This window comes from Rudaea sp., assembly GCF_036383415.1.
Lineage (GTDB): Bacteria > Pseudomonadota > Gammaproteobacteria > Xanthomonadales > Rhodanobacteraceae > Rudaea.
Window position 1 is genome coordinate 1 of record NZ_DASVOK010000455.1, and the last position, 17,324, is coordinate 17,324.

The 17,324-nt window shown below is 65.1% G+C and carries 12 protein-coding genes; 7 read left to right on the plus strand and 5 right to left on the minus strand.

All coding sequences use genetic code 11. The features are described 5' to 3' along the window. Nucleotides 1-145 precede the first annotated feature (145 nt). Complete coding sequence (gene metF / locus VF497_RS16445) at nucleotides 146-985, minus strand: methylenetetrahydrofolate reductase [NAD(P)H] (protein ID WP_330890710.1); 840 nt, start codon at nucleotides 983-985, stop codon at nucleotides 146-148. A gap of 141 nt (nucleotides 986-1,126) precedes the next feature. Continuing rightward, nucleotides 1,127-2,170, minus strand: a complete 1,044-nt coding sequence (locus VF497_RS16450; protein ID WP_330890712.1) for a fatty acid desaturase — start codon at nucleotides 2,168-2,170, stop codon at nucleotides 1,127-1,129. A gap of 391 nt (nucleotides 2,171-2,561) precedes the next feature. On the opposite strand from VF497_RS16450, the gene VF497_RS16455 reads away from it, so the two are divergent. From VF497_RS16455 to VF497_RS16465, 3 genes are all read left to right on the plus strand, one after another. After that, nucleotides 2,562-4,487 (plus strand): S9 family peptidase, encoded by a 1,926-nt coding sequence (locus VF497_RS16455; RefSeq protein ID WP_330890714.1) that lies wholly within the window; start codon nucleotides 2,562-2,564, stop codon nucleotides 4,485-4,487. A 165-nt stretch (nucleotides 4,488-4,652) separates the two neighbouring features. Next, nucleotides 4,653-7,079: a zinc-dependent metalloprotease gene (locus VF497_RS16460; RefSeq protein ID WP_330890717.1), complete on the plus strand. Its 2,427-nt coding sequence runs from the start codon at nucleotides 4,653-4,655 to the stop codon at nucleotides 7,077-7,079. Nucleotides 7,080-7,089: 10 nt separating this feature from the next. Further along, nucleotides 7,090-7,647, plus strand: a complete 558-nt coding sequence (locus tag VF497_RS16465; protein ID WP_330890718.1) for a DUF3228 family protein — start codon at nucleotides 7,090-7,092, stop codon at nucleotides 7,645-7,647. Between the two features lie 7 nt (nucleotides 7,648-7,654). Here VF497_RS16465 and VF497_RS16470 read toward each other — a convergent pair whose 3' ends face one another. Next, nucleotides 7,655-8,539: an Hsp33 family molecular chaperone HslO gene (locus VF497_RS16470; protein WP_330890720.1), complete on the minus strand. Its 885-nt coding sequence runs from the start codon at nucleotides 8,537-8,539 to the stop codon at nucleotides 7,655-7,657. A 255-nt stretch (nucleotides 8,540-8,794) separates the two neighbouring features. Here VF497_RS16470 and VF497_RS16475 point away from each other — a divergent pair, with 255 nt between their 5' ends. The 3 genes from VF497_RS16475 (at nucleotide 8,795) to VF497_RS16485 (ending at nucleotide 13,265) form a co-directional block, all read left to right on the plus strand. Beyond that, the gene (locus tag VF497_RS16475) at nucleotides 8,795-9,703 is read left to right on the plus strand and encodes an alpha/beta hydrolase (protein WP_414706933.1); all 909 of its coding nucleotides are present in this window, start codon (nucleotides 8,795-8,797) and stop codon (nucleotides 9,701-9,703) included. Nucleotides 9,704-9,999: 296 nt separating this feature from the next. After that, the gene (locus tag VF497_RS16480) at nucleotides 10,000-11,763 is read left to right on the plus strand and encodes a S8 family serine peptidase (protein WP_330890724.1); all 1,764 of its coding nucleotides are present in this window, start codon (nucleotides 10,000-10,002) and stop codon (nucleotides 11,761-11,763) included. Between the two features lie 14 nt (nucleotides 11,764-11,777). Then, nucleotides 11,778-13,265, plus strand: a complete 1,488-nt coding sequence (locus VF497_RS16485) for a hypothetical protein (RefSeq protein ID WP_330890727.1) — start codon at nucleotides 11,778-11,780, stop codon at nucleotides 13,263-13,265. Between the two features lie 69 nt (nucleotides 13,266-13,334). Here VF497_RS16485 and VF497_RS16490 read toward each other — a convergent pair whose 3' ends face one another. Continuing rightward, on the minus strand, nucleotides 13,335-15,692 hold the full coding sequence (locus VF497_RS16490) for a transcriptional regulator (RefSeq protein ID WP_330890729.1): 2,358 nt from the start codon (nucleotides 15,690-15,692) through the stop codon (nucleotides 13,335-13,337). 216 nt (nucleotides 15,693-15,908) lie between these two features. Between VF497_RS16490 and VF497_RS16495 the strand changes: the two genes are divergently transcribed. Next, complete coding sequence (locus tag VF497_RS16495) at nucleotides 15,909-16,388, plus strand: VOC family protein (RefSeq protein ID WP_330890731.1); 480 nt, start codon at nucleotides 15,909-15,911, stop codon at nucleotides 16,386-16,388. 42 nt (nucleotides 16,389-16,430) lie between these two features. On the opposite strand, the gene VF497_RS16500 is transcribed toward VF497_RS16495, so the two are convergent. Then, nucleotides 16,431-17,324 (minus strand): zinc-binding dehydrogenase (locus VF497_RS16500; RefSeq protein ID WP_330890733.1); only part of this gene is annotated, 894 nt, incomplete at its 5' end.

Genomic DNA, 17,324 nt, shown 5'->3' on the forward strand with positions numbered 1-17,324 from the left:
AGCGCAAATGGTGGCGCCGGGCGTTGCGAGCGCGCCGGCAGTGCGCGCACTCCGGCGACTTCGAACTCGATGCGCTTGTCGCCGTGCACCATGGCGAGGCGGTGCGCCGGCAGCGTTTCGAAATCGGCGGCGGAAAGGCGATCGATCATGACGGCTGACCCAATCCGATGCGCTCGCAGATTGCGAGCGTAGCCTTGGCCCGGTTCAGAGTATAGAAGTGTATCCCCGGAATGCCGCCGGCGATGAGCTTTTCGCAAAGTTGCGCGACCACGTCGGCGCCGAATTCGCGGATCGAATCGGCATCGTCGCGGAATGCTTCGAGGCGCTTGGCGATCCAGCGCGGAATCTCCGCGCCGCACATGTCCGAGAAGCGCTTGAGCTGCGAGTACTGCGTGATCGGCATGATTCCTGGCGTGATCGGCACGCTGATGCCTGCTTTGCGCGCGTCGTCGACGAAACGGAAATACGCATCGGGATTGAAGAAGTACTGCGTGATCGCGCCGTTCGCGCCGGCGTCGACCTTGCGCTTGAAGTTGGCCAGATCGCTGTGCGCGTCGCCCGATTGCGGGTGCATCTCCGGATACGCGGCGACTTCGATGTGGAAGAAACCATCGTGGTCGCGGCGGATGTATTCGACCAGGTCGCTCGCGTAGTGGAACTCGCCGTAGCTCGCCATGCCCGAGGGCAGGTCGCCGCGCAGGGCGACGATACGCTTGCAGCCCATCGCCTTGTAGCTGTCGAGCAGCTTGCCGATTTCCGCGCGCGTGCCGCCGACGCAGGACAGGTGCGGCGCCGCGTCGAGGCTGTGTTCGTCGCGCAGGTGGCGCACCGTTTCCGGCGTGTAGCTCAGCGTGGAGCCGCCTGCGCCGAACGTGCAACTCACGTAGTCGGGCTTGAGCGCCTTCAATTTCGGCAGCGCCGCTTCGAGTGTCGCGCGCTGTTCGTCGGTCTTGGGCGGAAAGAATTCGAAGCTGATTGGCGTCATCGTGGCGAGGCGAAGTTTCCTGAAGTCCGAAGTATATATCTCTTTGTCGCGATGAAGCGATATTTGCTTCGCGCAGTGGATTCTTCGCCTCGGATCAGCACCATCCGGGGATAGAGATTGCTGTACAAGACGGGCCCGCTCCTATGCGGCGTGCCGTTCTCTGCGGCGTTGCCGGATCGGAGCGAATCCGATCAGCTTTTTGGTTTTCTCATCCCACAGGCATAACGTCAGCGTCCGCAGGCTGGCGACGAACGTAATCGGCTTGACCTGGCTGAACAGCGGATCGGCGTCGTGGCAGGTCTGCAGATAGTAGTTCGGAATCCGCGGGCTCAGATGGTGGATGTGATGAAAGCCGATGTTGCCGGAGAACCACTGCAGGATTCCCGGCAATTTATAGAACGAACTGCCCTGCAGGGCGGCGGCGGTGTAGTTCCAGTTGTCGCCGCGCTCCCAGTAAGCGTCCTCGAACTGGTGCTGGACGTAGAACATCCAGACGCCCCCGGCGCCCGCCACCATGGTCACGATCAACTGGATCAGCAGATAGGCCTTGATGCCGAAGATCCAGCTCATTGCGACGATGTAACAGGCCACCGCAAGGTTGATCCACCACACTGAATGACGTTCGCGGCGTCCCTGCGTCGAGGGGATGCGCTGGATGATGAGGAAGAGAACCAGCGGCGCAACGAGCAGGAGAATGAACGGGTTGCGAACCACCCGGTATCCGAACCGTTTCCACCTCGACGACTCCAGGTACTCCTGCACGGTCATCGTCCACACGTCGCCGTTGCCGCGTTTGTCCAGATGTCCCGCCGTGCCGTGGTGCATCGCGTGTTCCCAGCGCCATTGGTAGTACGGCGTGAACGTCAGCATGCCTGCGATGACGCCGAGCACGTCGTTGGCACGTCTCGATCCGAAGAACGAGCCGTGCCCGCAATCGTGGAAAATGATGAAGATGCGCACGAGAAAGGCGCCGGCGAGCATGGCCAGCGGTATCGTCAGCCACCACGACACGCCGAGACTGAAGTACATGAGGCACCAGAGCGCGACGTAGGGGACGAACGTGTTCGCTACCTGCCACAGCGCGCGCGGCGTCGAAGGCTGCTGGTACCGCGCGACGGCGCGCTGCCACCCCGCCTTGCTCCCGAAGTCGACTTCAGGCGCTGCCGTTGGCTGTTCTGCGATCATGGGTCGGATTCCGCTGCGCCATCCGGGAGTGGAGCGATGGCTGCCATCAATATACTAGACCGCGCGTGAACAAGTTGGTTGCGGGGATTCCGGAATTCCGCGTACATCGTTTTGCTGCTGATGGCGCGCTGCTTCGATAAGAAAGAGACGCTGAGAGTGGAATCTGCCCACGCCGCATGTCGCTGGGGTGCTCGGAAATTCGCCGCATGCGCAGGCCTTGCGTGCAGTCTTGCTGCCGCGTTCTCGATCGGGTCTACTTCGGTTCTCGGCTGATGCGGCTGGGCTGCTTGCCCTCGCCGGGGAGATCTGCCGATCGAACAATGGGGTTTGTCAAACGGACAAATGTGATTGGCTTTCTGGGGCAGGCTGAACAATGTCGTACAACAAGGGGATGGGGATCGCTGGATTGCCGGTGGCGCTGTTGCTCGTGGCGCTCACCGTTCCTGCGCAGGCGCAGGTGCCCGCCTTGCGGGACTTGGCCAAGCACGAGCAGTTCCGCGACGTGAAGATTTCGCCGGACGGGCAATATCTTGCGGTGACGGGAGTGGTCAAGGACAAGACGGTGCTTTCCATGCTGCGCCTCGCCGACATGAGCGGAGTGAATCTGCGCCCGATCGAGCGCGACGAAGTGCAGGACTTCTGGTGGCTCGGATCTCATCGCATCGTCTACAACATGTCGCAGAAGCTCTACGATGTCGACGGCATGGTTGCCAACGGCGAGCTGCTCGCGGTCAATGCCGATGGCAGCAACAAGACGGTGCTCTACAGTTGGCGGCGCTCGGCCGGCACACAGGGCTATGCGATAGTCGAAGGTCGCCTGGCGGGGAACGAAAAGCTGCTCGTCAATGTGAGGCCTTGGGGCAAGTGCGATCGCGGGCCCTATCCGACCGCACGATCGCTCGCGGCGGACGGCAGCATGGAAACACTTGCGACGGCTCCGATCTGCAATGCAAGTTTCGTTGCCGACAACGATGGTACGGTGCGCTTCGCCCATGCGACGGGCGACGATCTCAAGGCCAAGGTCTACTATCGCGCGAATGCGTCGGCGGAGTGGGAGCTTCTGTTCGATGAGGGCGTGACGCATCGTATCGATACTCCGCTGCGGTTCACGCGCGACAACAAGAAGGTCTACTTCTCCTGTCCCGGAGAGCGCAAGATGGGGGGCATTTGCCTGTGGGACGTGGCCGAGCGAAAGATGGAGGCGCTCTGGAGCGGCAACGAGGCTGATGCGGACGAACTGCTCGACACCTTCGAAGGACGCGATGCTTACGCGATCGCCTCGATGCCGGGACGGCCTGCGCTGACCCTGATCGACAAGTCCGCACGAGAGTCGGACATGATGCGCAATCTTGCGCAAGTATTTGCGGGACAGCGCGTGAGCATCGGCAGTCATACGAGCGACGGGCACCAGGCCGTGGTATTCGTCGACAGCGACACGAATCCCGGCGAGTACTACCTTTACGACGTTGCGGCGCGCAAGCTGCGTTTTCTCGTCGCCAAGTATCCCTGGCTGAAACGTGAAACGCTCGCGTCGACGGAGCCGATCGCGTTCGCCGCGCGGGACGGGACGAGTTTGCACGGCTATCTGACCAGACCGCAGCGTGCGGCGCAGGGCCGGTCGCCGCTGGTCGTCTACGTCCACGGCGGACCTTACGGGATCCGCGACCGCTGGCGTTACGATTCCTACGTGCAGGCGCTCGCCTCGCGCGGGTACGCGGTGCTGCAAGTCAATTTTCGCGGATCAGGCGGCTACGGCGAGGAGTTTCAAAATGCCGGCGCGCGCCAATGGGGTGGCAAGATGCAGGATGACGTCACCGATGCGACACGCTGGGCGATCACGCAGGGCATTGGCGATCCGCAGCGCGTATGCATATTCGGCGCGAGCTATGGCGGCTACGCCGCACTCGAAGGAGTGGCCAAGGAGCCCGATCTCTATCGCTGCGCCATCGGCTATGTCGGCGTCTACGATTTGCCGATGATGTTCAAGCGTGGCGATATTCCCGAGAGCCGGTTCGGCAAGAACTATCTCAAATGGGCGCTCGGCGAAAACGAAGGAGAATTGCGCGCGCGTTCGCCGGTCGCGCAGGCGGACAAGATCAAGGCCAGGGTGATGCTCGTCGTCGGAGGCAACGACGGACGCGTTCCCGAAGAACATGGAAAGGCCATGCGCGACGCGCTCAAGGCGAAAGGCGCGGACCCGGAATGGCTGTACGATCGCACCGAAGGCCATGGCTTTTATGCCGAGGATCACGTCAACGAGTTGTTCGAACGCTTGCTTGGATTCCTCGACCACGAGATTGGTCCAAACCATCGCTGACTCTGCGCGGGCGCCTTGCTTGAAGGTGATTTCCGGAGGGAGTTCCATTTCCTCGATCGCAGCGAGATGCATGATTTTCGGCCCATAGGCAGCGGCGCATGGGTCGGGCAGAATCACCCACATCCTTCATTGCGGGAGCGGGTCGTGGGGCGTAGCGGGAGAGTGATGGTTGCGGTGCTGGGGTTGCTGATCGTTGCCGTGGTGAACGCGGCGCCTCAGCCGTCGGAAAGCAAGGCGGCAACGGATTTCGCAAGCGCGACGCAAGGTCTGCGGCACGCGGCGGGTTTCTTCAATGTGTACCGCGACGAAGCAAAGGGCCGCGTGTTGCTCGGCGTGAAAGAATTCGGTCAGCCGTTCCTGATGATGAGTTCGCTGCCGTGGGCGCTCGGCTCGAACGACGTCGGCCTCGATCGCGGACAGAGCAGCGAGTCGCATCTGGTCGAATTCCGCCGCGTCGGCTCTCGCGTGCTGCTGGTCGAGGACAACACGAAGTTCCGCGCCGTGTCGAACAATGCGGATGAGGCACTCAGCGTGCGCCAGGCATTCGCCGAATCGGTGCTGTGGGCGGGAGACATCGTCGGCGAACGCAAGGGCGCGAACGGCGAAGTGCTCGTCGACGTGAGTTCGCTGCTGATCTCCGACCGCCACGGCATTGCGCAGCGACTGAACGAAACGAAGCAGGGCAAGTACGAGATCGACGACAAGCGCAGTGCGGTATCGCTCGCCGATGCGAAGAGTTTTCCTGACAACACCGAACTCGAAGCGATGCTGACGTTCCGCGGCCCCGGCGAGGGCGCGTTCGTCAAGGACGTGGCGATGGATCCGCAAAGCGTCACCGTGCGCCAGCATTTGAGCTTCGTGCGGCTGCCGGCGCCGGGCTATGCGCCGCGTGCCTATCACCCGGCTTCGGGCGGATTGAGCGTCGGCTGGTACGATTTCGCCCAGCCGCTTGCATCGAGCATCGATCGGCGCGTGCAGCCACGCTTCCGCCTCGACAAGGTCGACGAAGTCGGACACGTCAAGAAGCCGATCGTGTTCTACCTCGACCGCGGCACGCCAGAGCCCGTGCGCTCCGCGCTGCTCGAAGGTGCGAATTGGTGGAAGACGGCGTTCGAGAAGGCGGGCTTCAAGGATGCCTATCGCGTCGAACTGCTGCTCGAAGGCGCCGATGCCATGGACGTGCGCTACAGCCTGATCACCTGGGCGCATCGCTACACGCGCGGCTGGTCGTACGGCCAGCCGATCGTCGATCCGCGCAGCGGCGAGATCATCCGCGGCAACGTGACGCTCGGCTCGCAGCGCGTGCGCCAGGACATTCTTATCGCCGAAAGCCTGCTCGCGCCGTATGACAAGGCCAACGCCACCGAGTTGAAGAACCAAGCCGAGCAGATGGCGCTCGCACGTTTGCGCCAGCTCGCCGCGCACGAGGTCGGCCACGCGCTCGGCTTCGCCCACAACTTCGCCGCGAGCCGGCTCGGCAACGGTTCGGTCATGGACTATCCGCATCCGCTGCTCGCGCTTGGCGCCGACGGGAAAATTTCGCTCGACCACGCCTACGGCATCGGCCTCGGCGCGTGGGACGACTTCATCATCGCGCACGCCTACTGCCAGTTCGCGCCCGGCGCCGAGGAGTCGTCGCTCGCGAAGTTGCGTGCGGATATCGCCAAGGCCGGCTTCCACTACATCAGCGACCAGGACGCGCGCAGTCCGGGTGACGCGGAGCCCGACGGCTTGTTGTGGGATTCCGGCCCTGACACATTGAAAATGTTCGATGCATTGATGGCTGCACGGCGAACAGCGCTCGCGAATTTTTCGATCGGCGTGCTGCCGCCCGATCGCCAGGCCGGCGAGGTCGAAGCACGCCTCGTGCCGGTGTATCTGCTGCATCGCTACCAGACCGAAGCGGTTGCGCGCCTGCTCGGTGGCGCGAGTTATGCGTATTCGCAAGCTGTGGATCGTCAGGCCGGCTCGATGCCGGTACCGGCGCAGACACAGCGTGACGCGCTTGCGCGTCTCGTCGCAACGCTTGGTGCGGACGATCTCGCGTTGCCGGCAAACGTGCTCGATCTGGTCACGCCGCCGGGTGCGGACTACGCGCGCAATCGCGAGTACTTCGCGACAAAAACGGGGCCGACATTTGACCCGCTAGGCGCAGTCGAAGCCGCGGCCGCACAGACGACATTGTTCCTGTTCACGCCCGAGCGCCTCAATCGTCTCGCCTGGCAGCATGCGCGCGATGCGAAACAACCCGGCATCGGCGACGTGCTCGATGCTGTGTTTCGCGGCACGTGGCAGCAGACTGCCCGCGATGGTTCCGCACCGGCTGCCTTGGCCGTGCAGACCGCAGCGAACTGGGTCGTGCTCGATGCGCTGCTGCACGCGCTCGACGACGGCAAGCTGCATGCGCAGGTCGATGCCGACGTGCGCGCCTCGCTGCAGCAGTGGCAGGCCTGGCTGGCAAAGCAGGGCGGCAGCGACGCCGTTGCCGCAAGTCGCGCGTCGGCCGCCGAGACGATCCGCAAGTATCTCGCCGATCCGAAATCGGTCAAGCTGCGTCCACTGCCGACGATTCCGCCCGGTGCACCGATCTGAGTCGCGCGGCATGTCGATCTTTCTCACACCATTTGCACGCGCTCGATTGTTTCCGAAGGAAAGTCGTCGCAACACGATCCAGGATTGCTCGCCGGAAGAATTCGAGCGCCGCCTCAACGACGAGCCGCCGTTCAAGGTGCTCGACGGCTACGCGCCGTTCTGCAAACTGCACGTGCACCGCAACTGGACGTCGACGCGTTGTCTGACCGTGCCGATCGGCGACGACAATCGGCATCTGTTGCGCTCGGCCTACGAGGCGCGCACGAAGGATGAACTGCCGGTGCTCGTGCGCTGGTTCGAAGGCGTCGAAGCGCCGGTCGCGAACTGGCTCGTCGTCATCCTCTACAGCCGCGAGCAGTTGGCGAAGGAAGGTTCACCGATCGACGCAGACTGGGGCATTGTCGGTTGCATCTACACCGCCGAGCCCGAGGAAATCCCGATGGCGCCGATCACGATGATGCGCAACGCGCTCGGCGTCGAGGAAGGCGGCTCGGGCGTGGCGCTCGATCACGAGGCGTATCGACGCAGCGTCGAATTCTGGGAGTGCAACGCGAATTGGCGGCCGTAGCCGCAGCTCAATGCCGCGTCGGCATCGCTTCCACCGGCGGCTCGTCGGCGAACAGTTCGTTGATCTCGGCTTCATCGAACACGTAGTGGCGATTGCAGAACTCGCAGGTGACCTGCACCGAGCCCTGTTCGGCGAGCACGGCTTCGTTCTCTGCGCGACCGAGCGAACGCAGCATGGTGCCGACGCGCTCGCGCGAGCAGGTGCAGCCGAACGCGAGCGGCTGCGCGGGCTGCAGGCGCACCTCTTCCTCGTGAAACAGGCGCAGCAGTACTTGTTCCGGGGGCAGGTCGAGCAGCTCGTCCGCCGTCAGCGTCGCGAGCAGGTGCTCGGCGCGGTTCCAGCCGTCGGCATCGCCTTGTGGCGCACCGCCGCCTGTGGCGACCTGTTGCAGCATCAGCCCGCCGCAGCGCTCCCCGTTCGCGGCCAACACGAGTCGCGTCGGCAACTGTTCCGATCGCTGAAAATATCCTTCGAACGCGCCTGCAAGATCGCCGTGCTCGACCGGCACGAGGCCCTGATAACGCGTGTCGGTCACGGAATTCTCGATCGTGATCGCGAGGCGCGCATCGGTTTCGAGCGACACGCGCGATTGCGGTTGCTCGCCCTCCCAGCGCGCGATGCCGCGCAACTGGCCGTCGTGCGTGCAGTCGGCGAACAGCAGGCGCAGTGTGCCGCTTTCACGCAGGTGGATGGCCAGGCGGCCTTCGAACTTGATCGGGCTTGTAAACAGCGCGCTCGCGGCCACGGTCTGGCCGAGCAGTTCGGCAAGCGGGCCGCTGTAGTCGCCATTCGCGCGGATGCGCTGCCAGGCCTCGTCGAGGCGCACGATCGCGCCGCGCACGCCGGCGCGTTCGAGCTGGAAGCGGTGCAGGAAATCGTTGGTCGTCGTCATCACTGCGGTGTCGAATCGGTGGAGTCGGAGGCGGCCGGTCGCCGCGCAGGACGCCAGTTTATGCGGGCAGACATGGCTCGATGCAAGAGCCGGCGCACTCGATCCTCGCCATGAAATTTCCCCCGCTCGGACCGGGTATCGGCCGAAAGCCGCAAGAAGATGAGGCAGGATGGCTGGCAGGAACGATTCGCACGCACGGGAGAACGCTGCTTGAAACAAATTGACGGATTTTTCTGCCGCGCCGCGGCGTTGGCGATGTTGCTGACGCAAACCGTTTGGGCAAACGAGTGGTCACCGCCTGCTGATATCGAACAAATCGCACTGTGGCCAGGTATGCCGCCAAGTGCGCAACCCGTTCCGGGGCCGGAATATGCGTTGACCAAGACAAGCGCCGACCCCAAGTTTGCCGGCAAGCCCGTGACCGGTGTGCACAACGTCTCACGACCGACGATGTCGGTATTCCCGGCCAAAGGAAACAACACCGGTGCGGCGATCGTTGTGTTTCCGGGCGGCGGCTATCAAATGCTCGCGATCGATTTCGAAGGCACCGAAGTCTGCGACTGGATCACGACGAAAGGCGTCACCTGCGTCGTGCTCAAGTATCGCGTTCCCGGCAGCGGCCCGTACGGTTTGAAGATGCCGCGCGTGCCGATGGCGCTGCAGGATGCGCAGCGCGCGATCGGCCTGCTGCGCGAGCGCGGCGGCAAGTGGGGTATCGATGCGCACAAGATCGGCGTGCTCGGATTTTCCGCCGGCGGCCATCTCGTTGCCTGGGTCAGCAACGAAGCCAGGCGCAGCTACGCGCCCGTCGACGCCGCCGACAAGCAGAGCAGCCGTCCGGACTTCGCCGTCGTGCTCTATCCCGGCCACATCTGGGACTACGAGGACGGCCATTACGAGAAGCCGGCGAACGGTCTGCGCGTCAGCAAGGATGCGCCGCCGACCTTCATCGTGCAGGCGCAGGACGATCCCGTCGACAACATCCACGAATCGGCGACCTACTACCTCGCCCTGCTGAAAGCCGGGGTGCCGGTGGAGATGCACGTCTACGCGCACGGTGGCCACGCATTCGGCCTGCGCCGTAGCGAGCAGCCGATCACGCAATGGCCGGGGCTCGCCGAGACCTGGCTGCAGACGATCGGGATGCTGCCGAAGCCGCCGTGACCGGAGGCGGTTGCACGCTCATCGTCGACGGAACGCGTTTCGTCCTGCCGTGCCCGGTCGGGTGGTGAGTACCGCACTTTCGGGCTGAAACGGCTCGCGATTTCGGCGGATTCCGGGCATTTGTGCGAAATGTCATGGAAAAGTCATGCCGCGCAACGCTGCTGTCACCCGCCGCTCAAGCGCGGTCATCATCGGCCGATCATCGTTCGCCACCAGGACGCGGGCACTGTGCCGGAGCGTTCATCCAAAAGACTCTCGGGAGACACGTTATGCAACAGCGTCACAGGAGCATGATTTTGGCAGCAGCGATCGCCGCCGTACTGACAGGCGGGACCGCACGGATGGCCGCGGCGGCGGACAACAACACCGACCGCGTGTTGATCAAGTACAGCAAGGGCAGCAAGGCGCATCTGCAGCAAATGCTCAAGGCCGCCGGCGGCAAGGTTCATTTCAATCTCGATGCAATCGACACGATCGCGGCGACCCTGCCGGTCAGCGCGATCGAGGATCTCAAGCAGGCTCCCGACGTCGAGTTCGTCGAAACCGACGCACCGCGTTATCCGATGGGTCAGGTGACGCCTTGGGGCGTTTCCCGCGTGCAGGCGCCGCAGGCGGTTGCCGCAGGCGCCGACGGCACTGGCATCAAGGTCTGCGTCATCGACTCGGGCATCAATCCGAACCACGAGGAGTTTGCCGGCATCGCCATCACCGGCGACAGCGGCAACGGCCAGCCCTGGGATACCGACAACTGCGGCCATGGCACGCATGTGGCCGGCACGATCGCCGCCGCGGACAACGGTGTCGGCGTGATCGGCGTCAGTCCGGGCAAGGTCGCGCTGCATATCGTCAGAGTGTTCGGTGACAGCACGCCGAATTCCTGTGGATGGAGCTATGCCTCGACGCTGATCGACGCGGCCCAGCGCTGCCAGGCGGCCGGCGCCAAGGTCATCAACATGAGCCTCGGCGGTGGCGGCAGCAGCATCGCCGAACGCGACGCTTTCACTCGCCTGTACCAGCAGGGCGTGCTCAGCATCGCCGCCGCGGGCAACGACGGCAACGGCACCTACAGCTACCCGGCTTCTTACGACAGCGTCATCTCGGTGGCGGCGTTGGACAGCAACAACAAGCGCGCGGTCTACTCGCAGTACAACAGCCAGGTGGAACTCGCCGCCCCGGGCAACGACATCCTCAGCACCCTGCCTTTTCGCAGCGCCGCGATCAGCGCCGGTGACACCAGCTACCCGGCCACGGCCATGACCGGCACAGTGCAGACCGTCGCGCACGGCCTGCTCGTGGACGGCGGTACCTGCGCGACGACCAGCGCAAACTGGACCGGCAACGTCGTGGCGTGCAAGCGCGGCACCACCACCTTCGCCACGATGGCCACCAACGTCACTGCCGCCGGCGGCCTCGGCGTGATCGTCTACAACAACACCCCGGGCGGCTTCAGCGGCACGATGAGCCCCTACGTCTCCACGATTCCGGTGGTCAGCGTGACCGACACCGATGGAGCGGCCATGCTCTCGGCACAGCTTGGTCAGGACGTGCGCGTCAGCACGATCTTCGAGTCGCCGGCCAGCGCCTACGGCTACATGAGCGGCACCTCGATGGCGACCCCGCATGTCGTCGGTGTGGCCGCATTGACCTGGAGCGCCGCACCGCAAAAGAGCAATCAGCAGGTGCGCGAAGCGCTCGCGGAAAGCGCCCTCGACGTCGACGCGCCCGGCCGCGATTTCAATACCGGCTGGGGCCTGGTCCAGGCCAAGGCCGCGGTGGACAACCTGGTCAGCGGTGGTGCGCTGCAACCCGGCATCCCGCCGAGCCAGTTGATGGTCGTCGGCGACACGGTCAAGAACAAGTTCCAGGTGAGCCTGCTGTGGACGCGCGGCGACAGCACCGTCGATGTCTACCGTGGTGGCGTCAAGATCATGTCGGCCGTTCCCAACGCGCTGAACACCACCGATACGCCCAAGCTCAAGGGCACCGGCACGCTCATCTACCAGGTTTGCAACGCGGGCAGCACGACCCTGTGCTCGTCCAAGGCCTCGCTCTACTACTGATCCGGAGATACGAAATGAAAATCCGCAACTTCCGCTTCGCCCTGGGTCTGGCCGCCGTGCTGCTTGCGCCGCTGAGCGCCTATGCGCAGTGGTCCAAGTACGCCGACGTCAACGAGGTCATCGGCAACGGCGCGAACCTGCAAGTCCAGCCGAAGATGGCCCCGACGGCCGATGGCGGTTTCTATATCGCCTGGCTCGACAACTCCAATGCCAACTACGCCGGCTACGCCATGCGCCTGCAGCGACTCGACGTCAAGGGCCGCCCGCAATGGGGCCCCAACGGCATCGTGATCGCCAACCGCAACGCGAGCTACAACACCGACTACGGCATCGACGTCGACCCGACCGGCAACGCCCTATTGGCCTTTCACGATCTCAGCCTGGTCGACAACCTGACCCACGTTTACGCGACCAAGGTATCGCCCGATGGCAGGCTGTTGTGGGGCGATGCATCGGGTCTGATCCGGCTGCCGGATGGCGGCAGCAACGGCGCCTTGTCTCCGCGCATCGTCAGCACGGGCGACGGCGGTGCTGCGCTGGGGTGGACTGTGAACTACAGCTCTGCCGGCCTCGGCCGAGTGGTGTTGCAGAAGCTCGATGCCAACGGCGCGTTACTGTGGGGCGACCAGGATATCCAGGTTCCGCAGTTGAACGGCACCAATTTCATCCTCTCCGATCTGCACGTCGCCGAGGACGGCGGCGTCATCGCCAGCTGGAACGCCCAACTCGGCCGCTTCATCAACCAATACTGGACGCAGAAGTACGACGCCAACGGCCAGCCGATGTGGGGCAGTACCCCGCACATCCTTTGGGATGACAACGCCGGCGGAGCGATTCCGAACGGCTCCTTCTCGAAGTTCGTCACCGACGGCAACGGCGGTGCGGTCTATTGCTGGGACTACACCTTCGGCGTTTCCAGCCGGCAGACGCGCGTGCAGCACATCAACGCCGACGGCAGCGAACGTTTCGTTCACAACGGGGTCAAGCCGTCAACCGACACGGTCAACAACCGCGGCAATTGTGTGGTGAGCTACGACGCCGGCGCCGACAATGCCTTTGTGGTCTGGCGTGAGCGCACCCCGGGCACGGCCAACGTGCAGGTCGGCATCTACGCCCAGCGCGTGGATGGCCAGGGCAACCGCCTGTGGGGCGACACCGGCAACGCGTTGCTGCCGGTGGACCCGATCGCGAAAGACAACCTGGTGATGGTGCCGATGCCCAACGGCTTTGTTGCCGCATGGTCACTGGATGCTTATCCGGCGCCGATGCCGGTGCAAGCCGCGTACATCACCAGCGACGGCAACTATGGCTGGAGCCGCGGCATCGTTGGCATCAAATCCTCGAACAGCGGCACCTTGTATATGAATGGCGCTGTCAGCCGCGACGGTTACGCCACGTTCGCCTGGACCGATTATTTCTCCGCGACCGATACCAGCGTGGTTGCGCAGAACATCGGCCGCGACGGTGTGCTCGGCAAGAAGGATCAGGGCGCGACCAAGTAACTGCGCTAGTCAATCCGATGCGGACAAGGCCCCGACCTGGTCGGGGCCTTTTCTTTTTCTTGATACCGATCAGTACACCAGCGGCAGTCGCGGATCGCGCTCGCCGGCCAGGCGTTTGACCGCGGCCTCGCTGTCGGCGGCCGCGTTGCGATCTTCAAGCGCGCGATACAGGGCCAGGGTGGTGCGGGCAATGCGATAGTCGTTGTCGGCGAGCGTGCCGATTTCCCCGAGCAGCGGAGCGGCGCGCTCGGCGGCACCCTGTGCGATGAGCGCGGCGGCGTGCGCGCAGCCCGCGGTCACGCGCGCATCGGGCGAATCCTTGGCGGCGGCAGCATCGGCCGCGACGAACGCGGATTCGCTTGCGGTCGGAGAGTCGCGCATCGCCAGCAGGGCCTTGGCCAGCAGCCACGACATGTCCGTCTGCGCCTCGGCTCCGGCGCGTGCCAGCCAGGCCTGGGCGGCCGCGACATCGTCGGCGCGCAGCGCAGCCTGCACGCCGAGCAGGATCCTTTCTCCGTCGATATTGCCGGACGCGGCCGCCAGCGTCCGCGCCAATTCCGCCGCGCCACGCGTATCGCCACGCACCAGGTGCAGGCGCAAGCGCAACGTATCCAGCACCTGCGGCGGCTTGCGCGGACCGGCCTGCAGACGCGCGATCCACGCTTCGGTTTCGCCGAGGCGGCCGTTGGCCATCGATACCTCGGCATGCACCAGCGCAACGCGCTCGGCCAGGATCGGATTTTCGATCGCATCGAAGTGCTCGGCCGCGCGCTGCACGCTGGCCAGTGCGGCCGCCGGTTGCGCGAGGCGCATCTGCGAGGCTGCCTTGGCCTGCAGCGCGGCGGCGAGATTGTCGCGCACGTCGAAGCGCGCGAACGTGGCGACGGCGCGGTCGAACTGCTGCAATGCCTGGGCGTCGTTGTGGCGCCGGCTTTCGAGCATGCCGAGATTGACGTCGACCGCCGCGACCTCCAATTCGTTGCCGGCGCGCTGCATGGCCAGGCGCGCGCGGCCGATGTCGGCGATCGCTTCGGCGTCGCGCCCGAGTTCCACGCGCGCGACGCCCCGGCCGTTATAGGCATTGCCGAGCAAAACCGGATCCAGCTTGCCGTTGCCTTCGAGCAGCGCCAGCGCATCCGAATAGCGCCGTTCGGCGTTGGCGAAATCGCCGGAACGGATCGCCGCCGCGCCGAGCCCCGCCAGGGCCTGCGCGCGAATGTCGTCGGGCACCGCGCTGCCGCGCGCGATCAGATTGTCGAACACGCGCGTGGCCACGTCCAGGTTGCCGGCGCGGAACTCAAGCTGGCCTTCGCGCAGTCGCAGTGGTGGCTCATTGCGCAGGTCTTCGCCTACGCCCTGGATCAGGCCGCGTGCGTTGGCCAGCTGGCCGGCCAGCAATTCGGCATCGATCTGTTGCAGGCGCTCGGCGAGCGCGGTCGGCGCGGACGCGCTCGTGCTGCGCAGGTGACCCAGCCGCCGCAACAGCGTGTCGGTGGCCGCTGCGGCGGCGGTCAACACGGTATCGCCGCGCGCTTCGACGTCGGTGCCCGGCTGCGCGCCGATCTGCAGCAGGTGCAGGCGCACGCTCCAGTCGTTGTGCCCGGGAACCGCGCTCGGCTGGATGACCCAGTGCGCGCCGGTGGTGGCGAGCAATCGCCGCGCGAGCGCGTCGGCATCGCCATCGCCGGAACGCTCTCCCGCCAACGGCAACACCTGGCTGCTTGGCAGCACGTTCAATCCGCCGTCGGCGCGCATGCGGCTGGCGATGTAGTCCATCACGCCGAGTCGGACCCAGGCATGCTCGGCGCTGTCCGCGGTCATCGTCATCGGCAGCACGATCGCCAGCACCGATTGCGCTGAAGCCTGCGCCGCGGGCGGGGCGTGGCCGGGCCGCGTCATCGTCCACCACAACAACAAGGCCGCCACGATTGCGAGCGCGCCCGCGACGAGCGGCCATCGCCGCCGCGGCGCCGGGCTCGCCGAAGTCATCGCCGGCGCTGCGTCGTTGGCAGCCAGGACCGAAGCGACTGCAGGCAGATCTGCCGCGTCTTCGCTCGCCACCGCTGTCGGAGTTGCGGCCGCGCTGTCTTCCGTCGTCGTCGGCATCGTCACCGTCAGCGGCGCCACCCAGCGATAACCAAAGCGCGGCACGGTGCGGATCGCAGTCTGCTCACCGCCGGTGTCGCCGACCGCGCGGCGCGCACGCAACAGCGTCTGCGCCAGCACGGCATCGCTCACGTCCACGCGGCCCCAGACCGCGGCGATCAGCTCGTCGCGTCCGACCGCACGCTCGCGCTGCTCGATCAGGTAGACCAGGCAATCGAATACCTTGGGCGGCAGCGATACCGTCGCCCCGCGATGGCGCAACTCGCGCACCGCCGGATCGAGCGTGAACTCATCGAAGGCATAGATCGGGAGCGTGCGCATGGGTGTCGATTATCTGCTACTTCCGCGCTGGCATGACGGTGCCTTGTCCATTTTTCCTCGCCCGCGTGAAGGCGGTCATTCGCGCACCACGCCTCGATCGTCGAAAAAATTCCGCAGATGTCGATTTGCGCAAACGCCGCTCGTCGTTTCGACGCAGGGCCGATAGGCTGGCTCGCGCCGGCCGAATGCACACACCATCATCAGTTGGAGAATGAAATGATCCCCAAGAACACTATTTGCATCTGGTACGACGGCGCTGCCCTCGAAGCCGCGCAGTTCTACGCGAAGACGTTTCCGGACAGCGCGGTCGGTGCGATCCATCGCGCACCGGGCGACTATCCCGCCGGCAAGCAGGGCGATGTGCTGACGGTCGACTTCACCGTCGTCGGCATTCCCTGTATCGGCCTCAATGGCGGCCCCGAAATGAAGCACAGCGAGGCGTTCTCGTTCCAGATCGCGACCGAGGACCAAGCCGAAACCGATCGCCTGTGGAACGCGATCGTCGGCACCGGCGGCAAGGAAAGCGTCTGTGGCTGGTGCAAGGACAAGTGGGGCATATCGTGGCAGATCACGCCGCGAGTGCTCACCGAAGCCTTCACCGGTACGGATCGCGCGGCGGCCAAGCGCGCCTTCGAGGCGATGATGCAGATGGGGAAGATCGATGTCGCTGCGATCGAGGCGGCGCGGCGAGGCTGATATCCATGCGGCGTTCGTGCGGGCCGCGCGAACGCCGGATTTTCAAGCCCGCAGCAGCACCTTGCCGTTGCGTCCCAGCTGCAGGCTCGCTGCGGCCGCCTTGGCCGCGTCGGCGAGATCATAGACCGCGTCGACCGGCAGATGCAGTTCGCCGCTCGCGGCGCGCTGGATCAGTTCGCCGACCAGGCGGCGCTTGTCCTCAGGCGCCATCTCGCGGCTGACCTTGCTGCCCCAGAAGCCCTTGACGACGGCGTGCTTGAAGATCACGTCGCCCGAGGGAATCTGCATCGCCTCGCCGCTCATCGCGCCGAACGACACGAGCACGCCGTTCTCGCCGAGCAGCACCATCAGCTCGGCGCTGGCCTTGCCGCCGACCGAATCGACGGCCGCGTTCGCGAGCGCGGCGCCGAGGAGTTTCTTCGCCGCGTCCATCCATCCCGATGTCGCGGTGGAGATCACGTCGGCCACGCCGAGCGCAGCCATTTCGCTTACGCCATGATCGCGGCGCACGAGGCTGAGCACGCGCACCCCACGCGCGGCCGCGAGCATCGCGAGCGTCTTGCCGACCGCGCCGTTGGCGGCGTTCTGCACGATCCACTGGCCGCGCTGCACCTGCAGGAATTCGAGCAGCATCAGCGCGCTCAGCGGCATCGCGATCAGCTGCGCGGCGACTTCGTCGGGGATCGCATCGGGAATCGGAATCACCATGCGCGCCGGCGCGATGAAACACTCGGCCCAGGTCCCGTGGCCCGAGGCCGCGGACACGCGCTGGCCCAATGCGAGTTTTTCGACGCCCGCGCCGAGCGCATCGATGACACCGAATCCCTCGCTGCCGCCGATCGCCGGCAGGCTCGGCTTGTAGCCGTACTGGCCGCGGATCGTCCACAGGTCGTGGTTGTGGATCGGCGCGAGCCGCATGCGGATGCGCACTTCGCC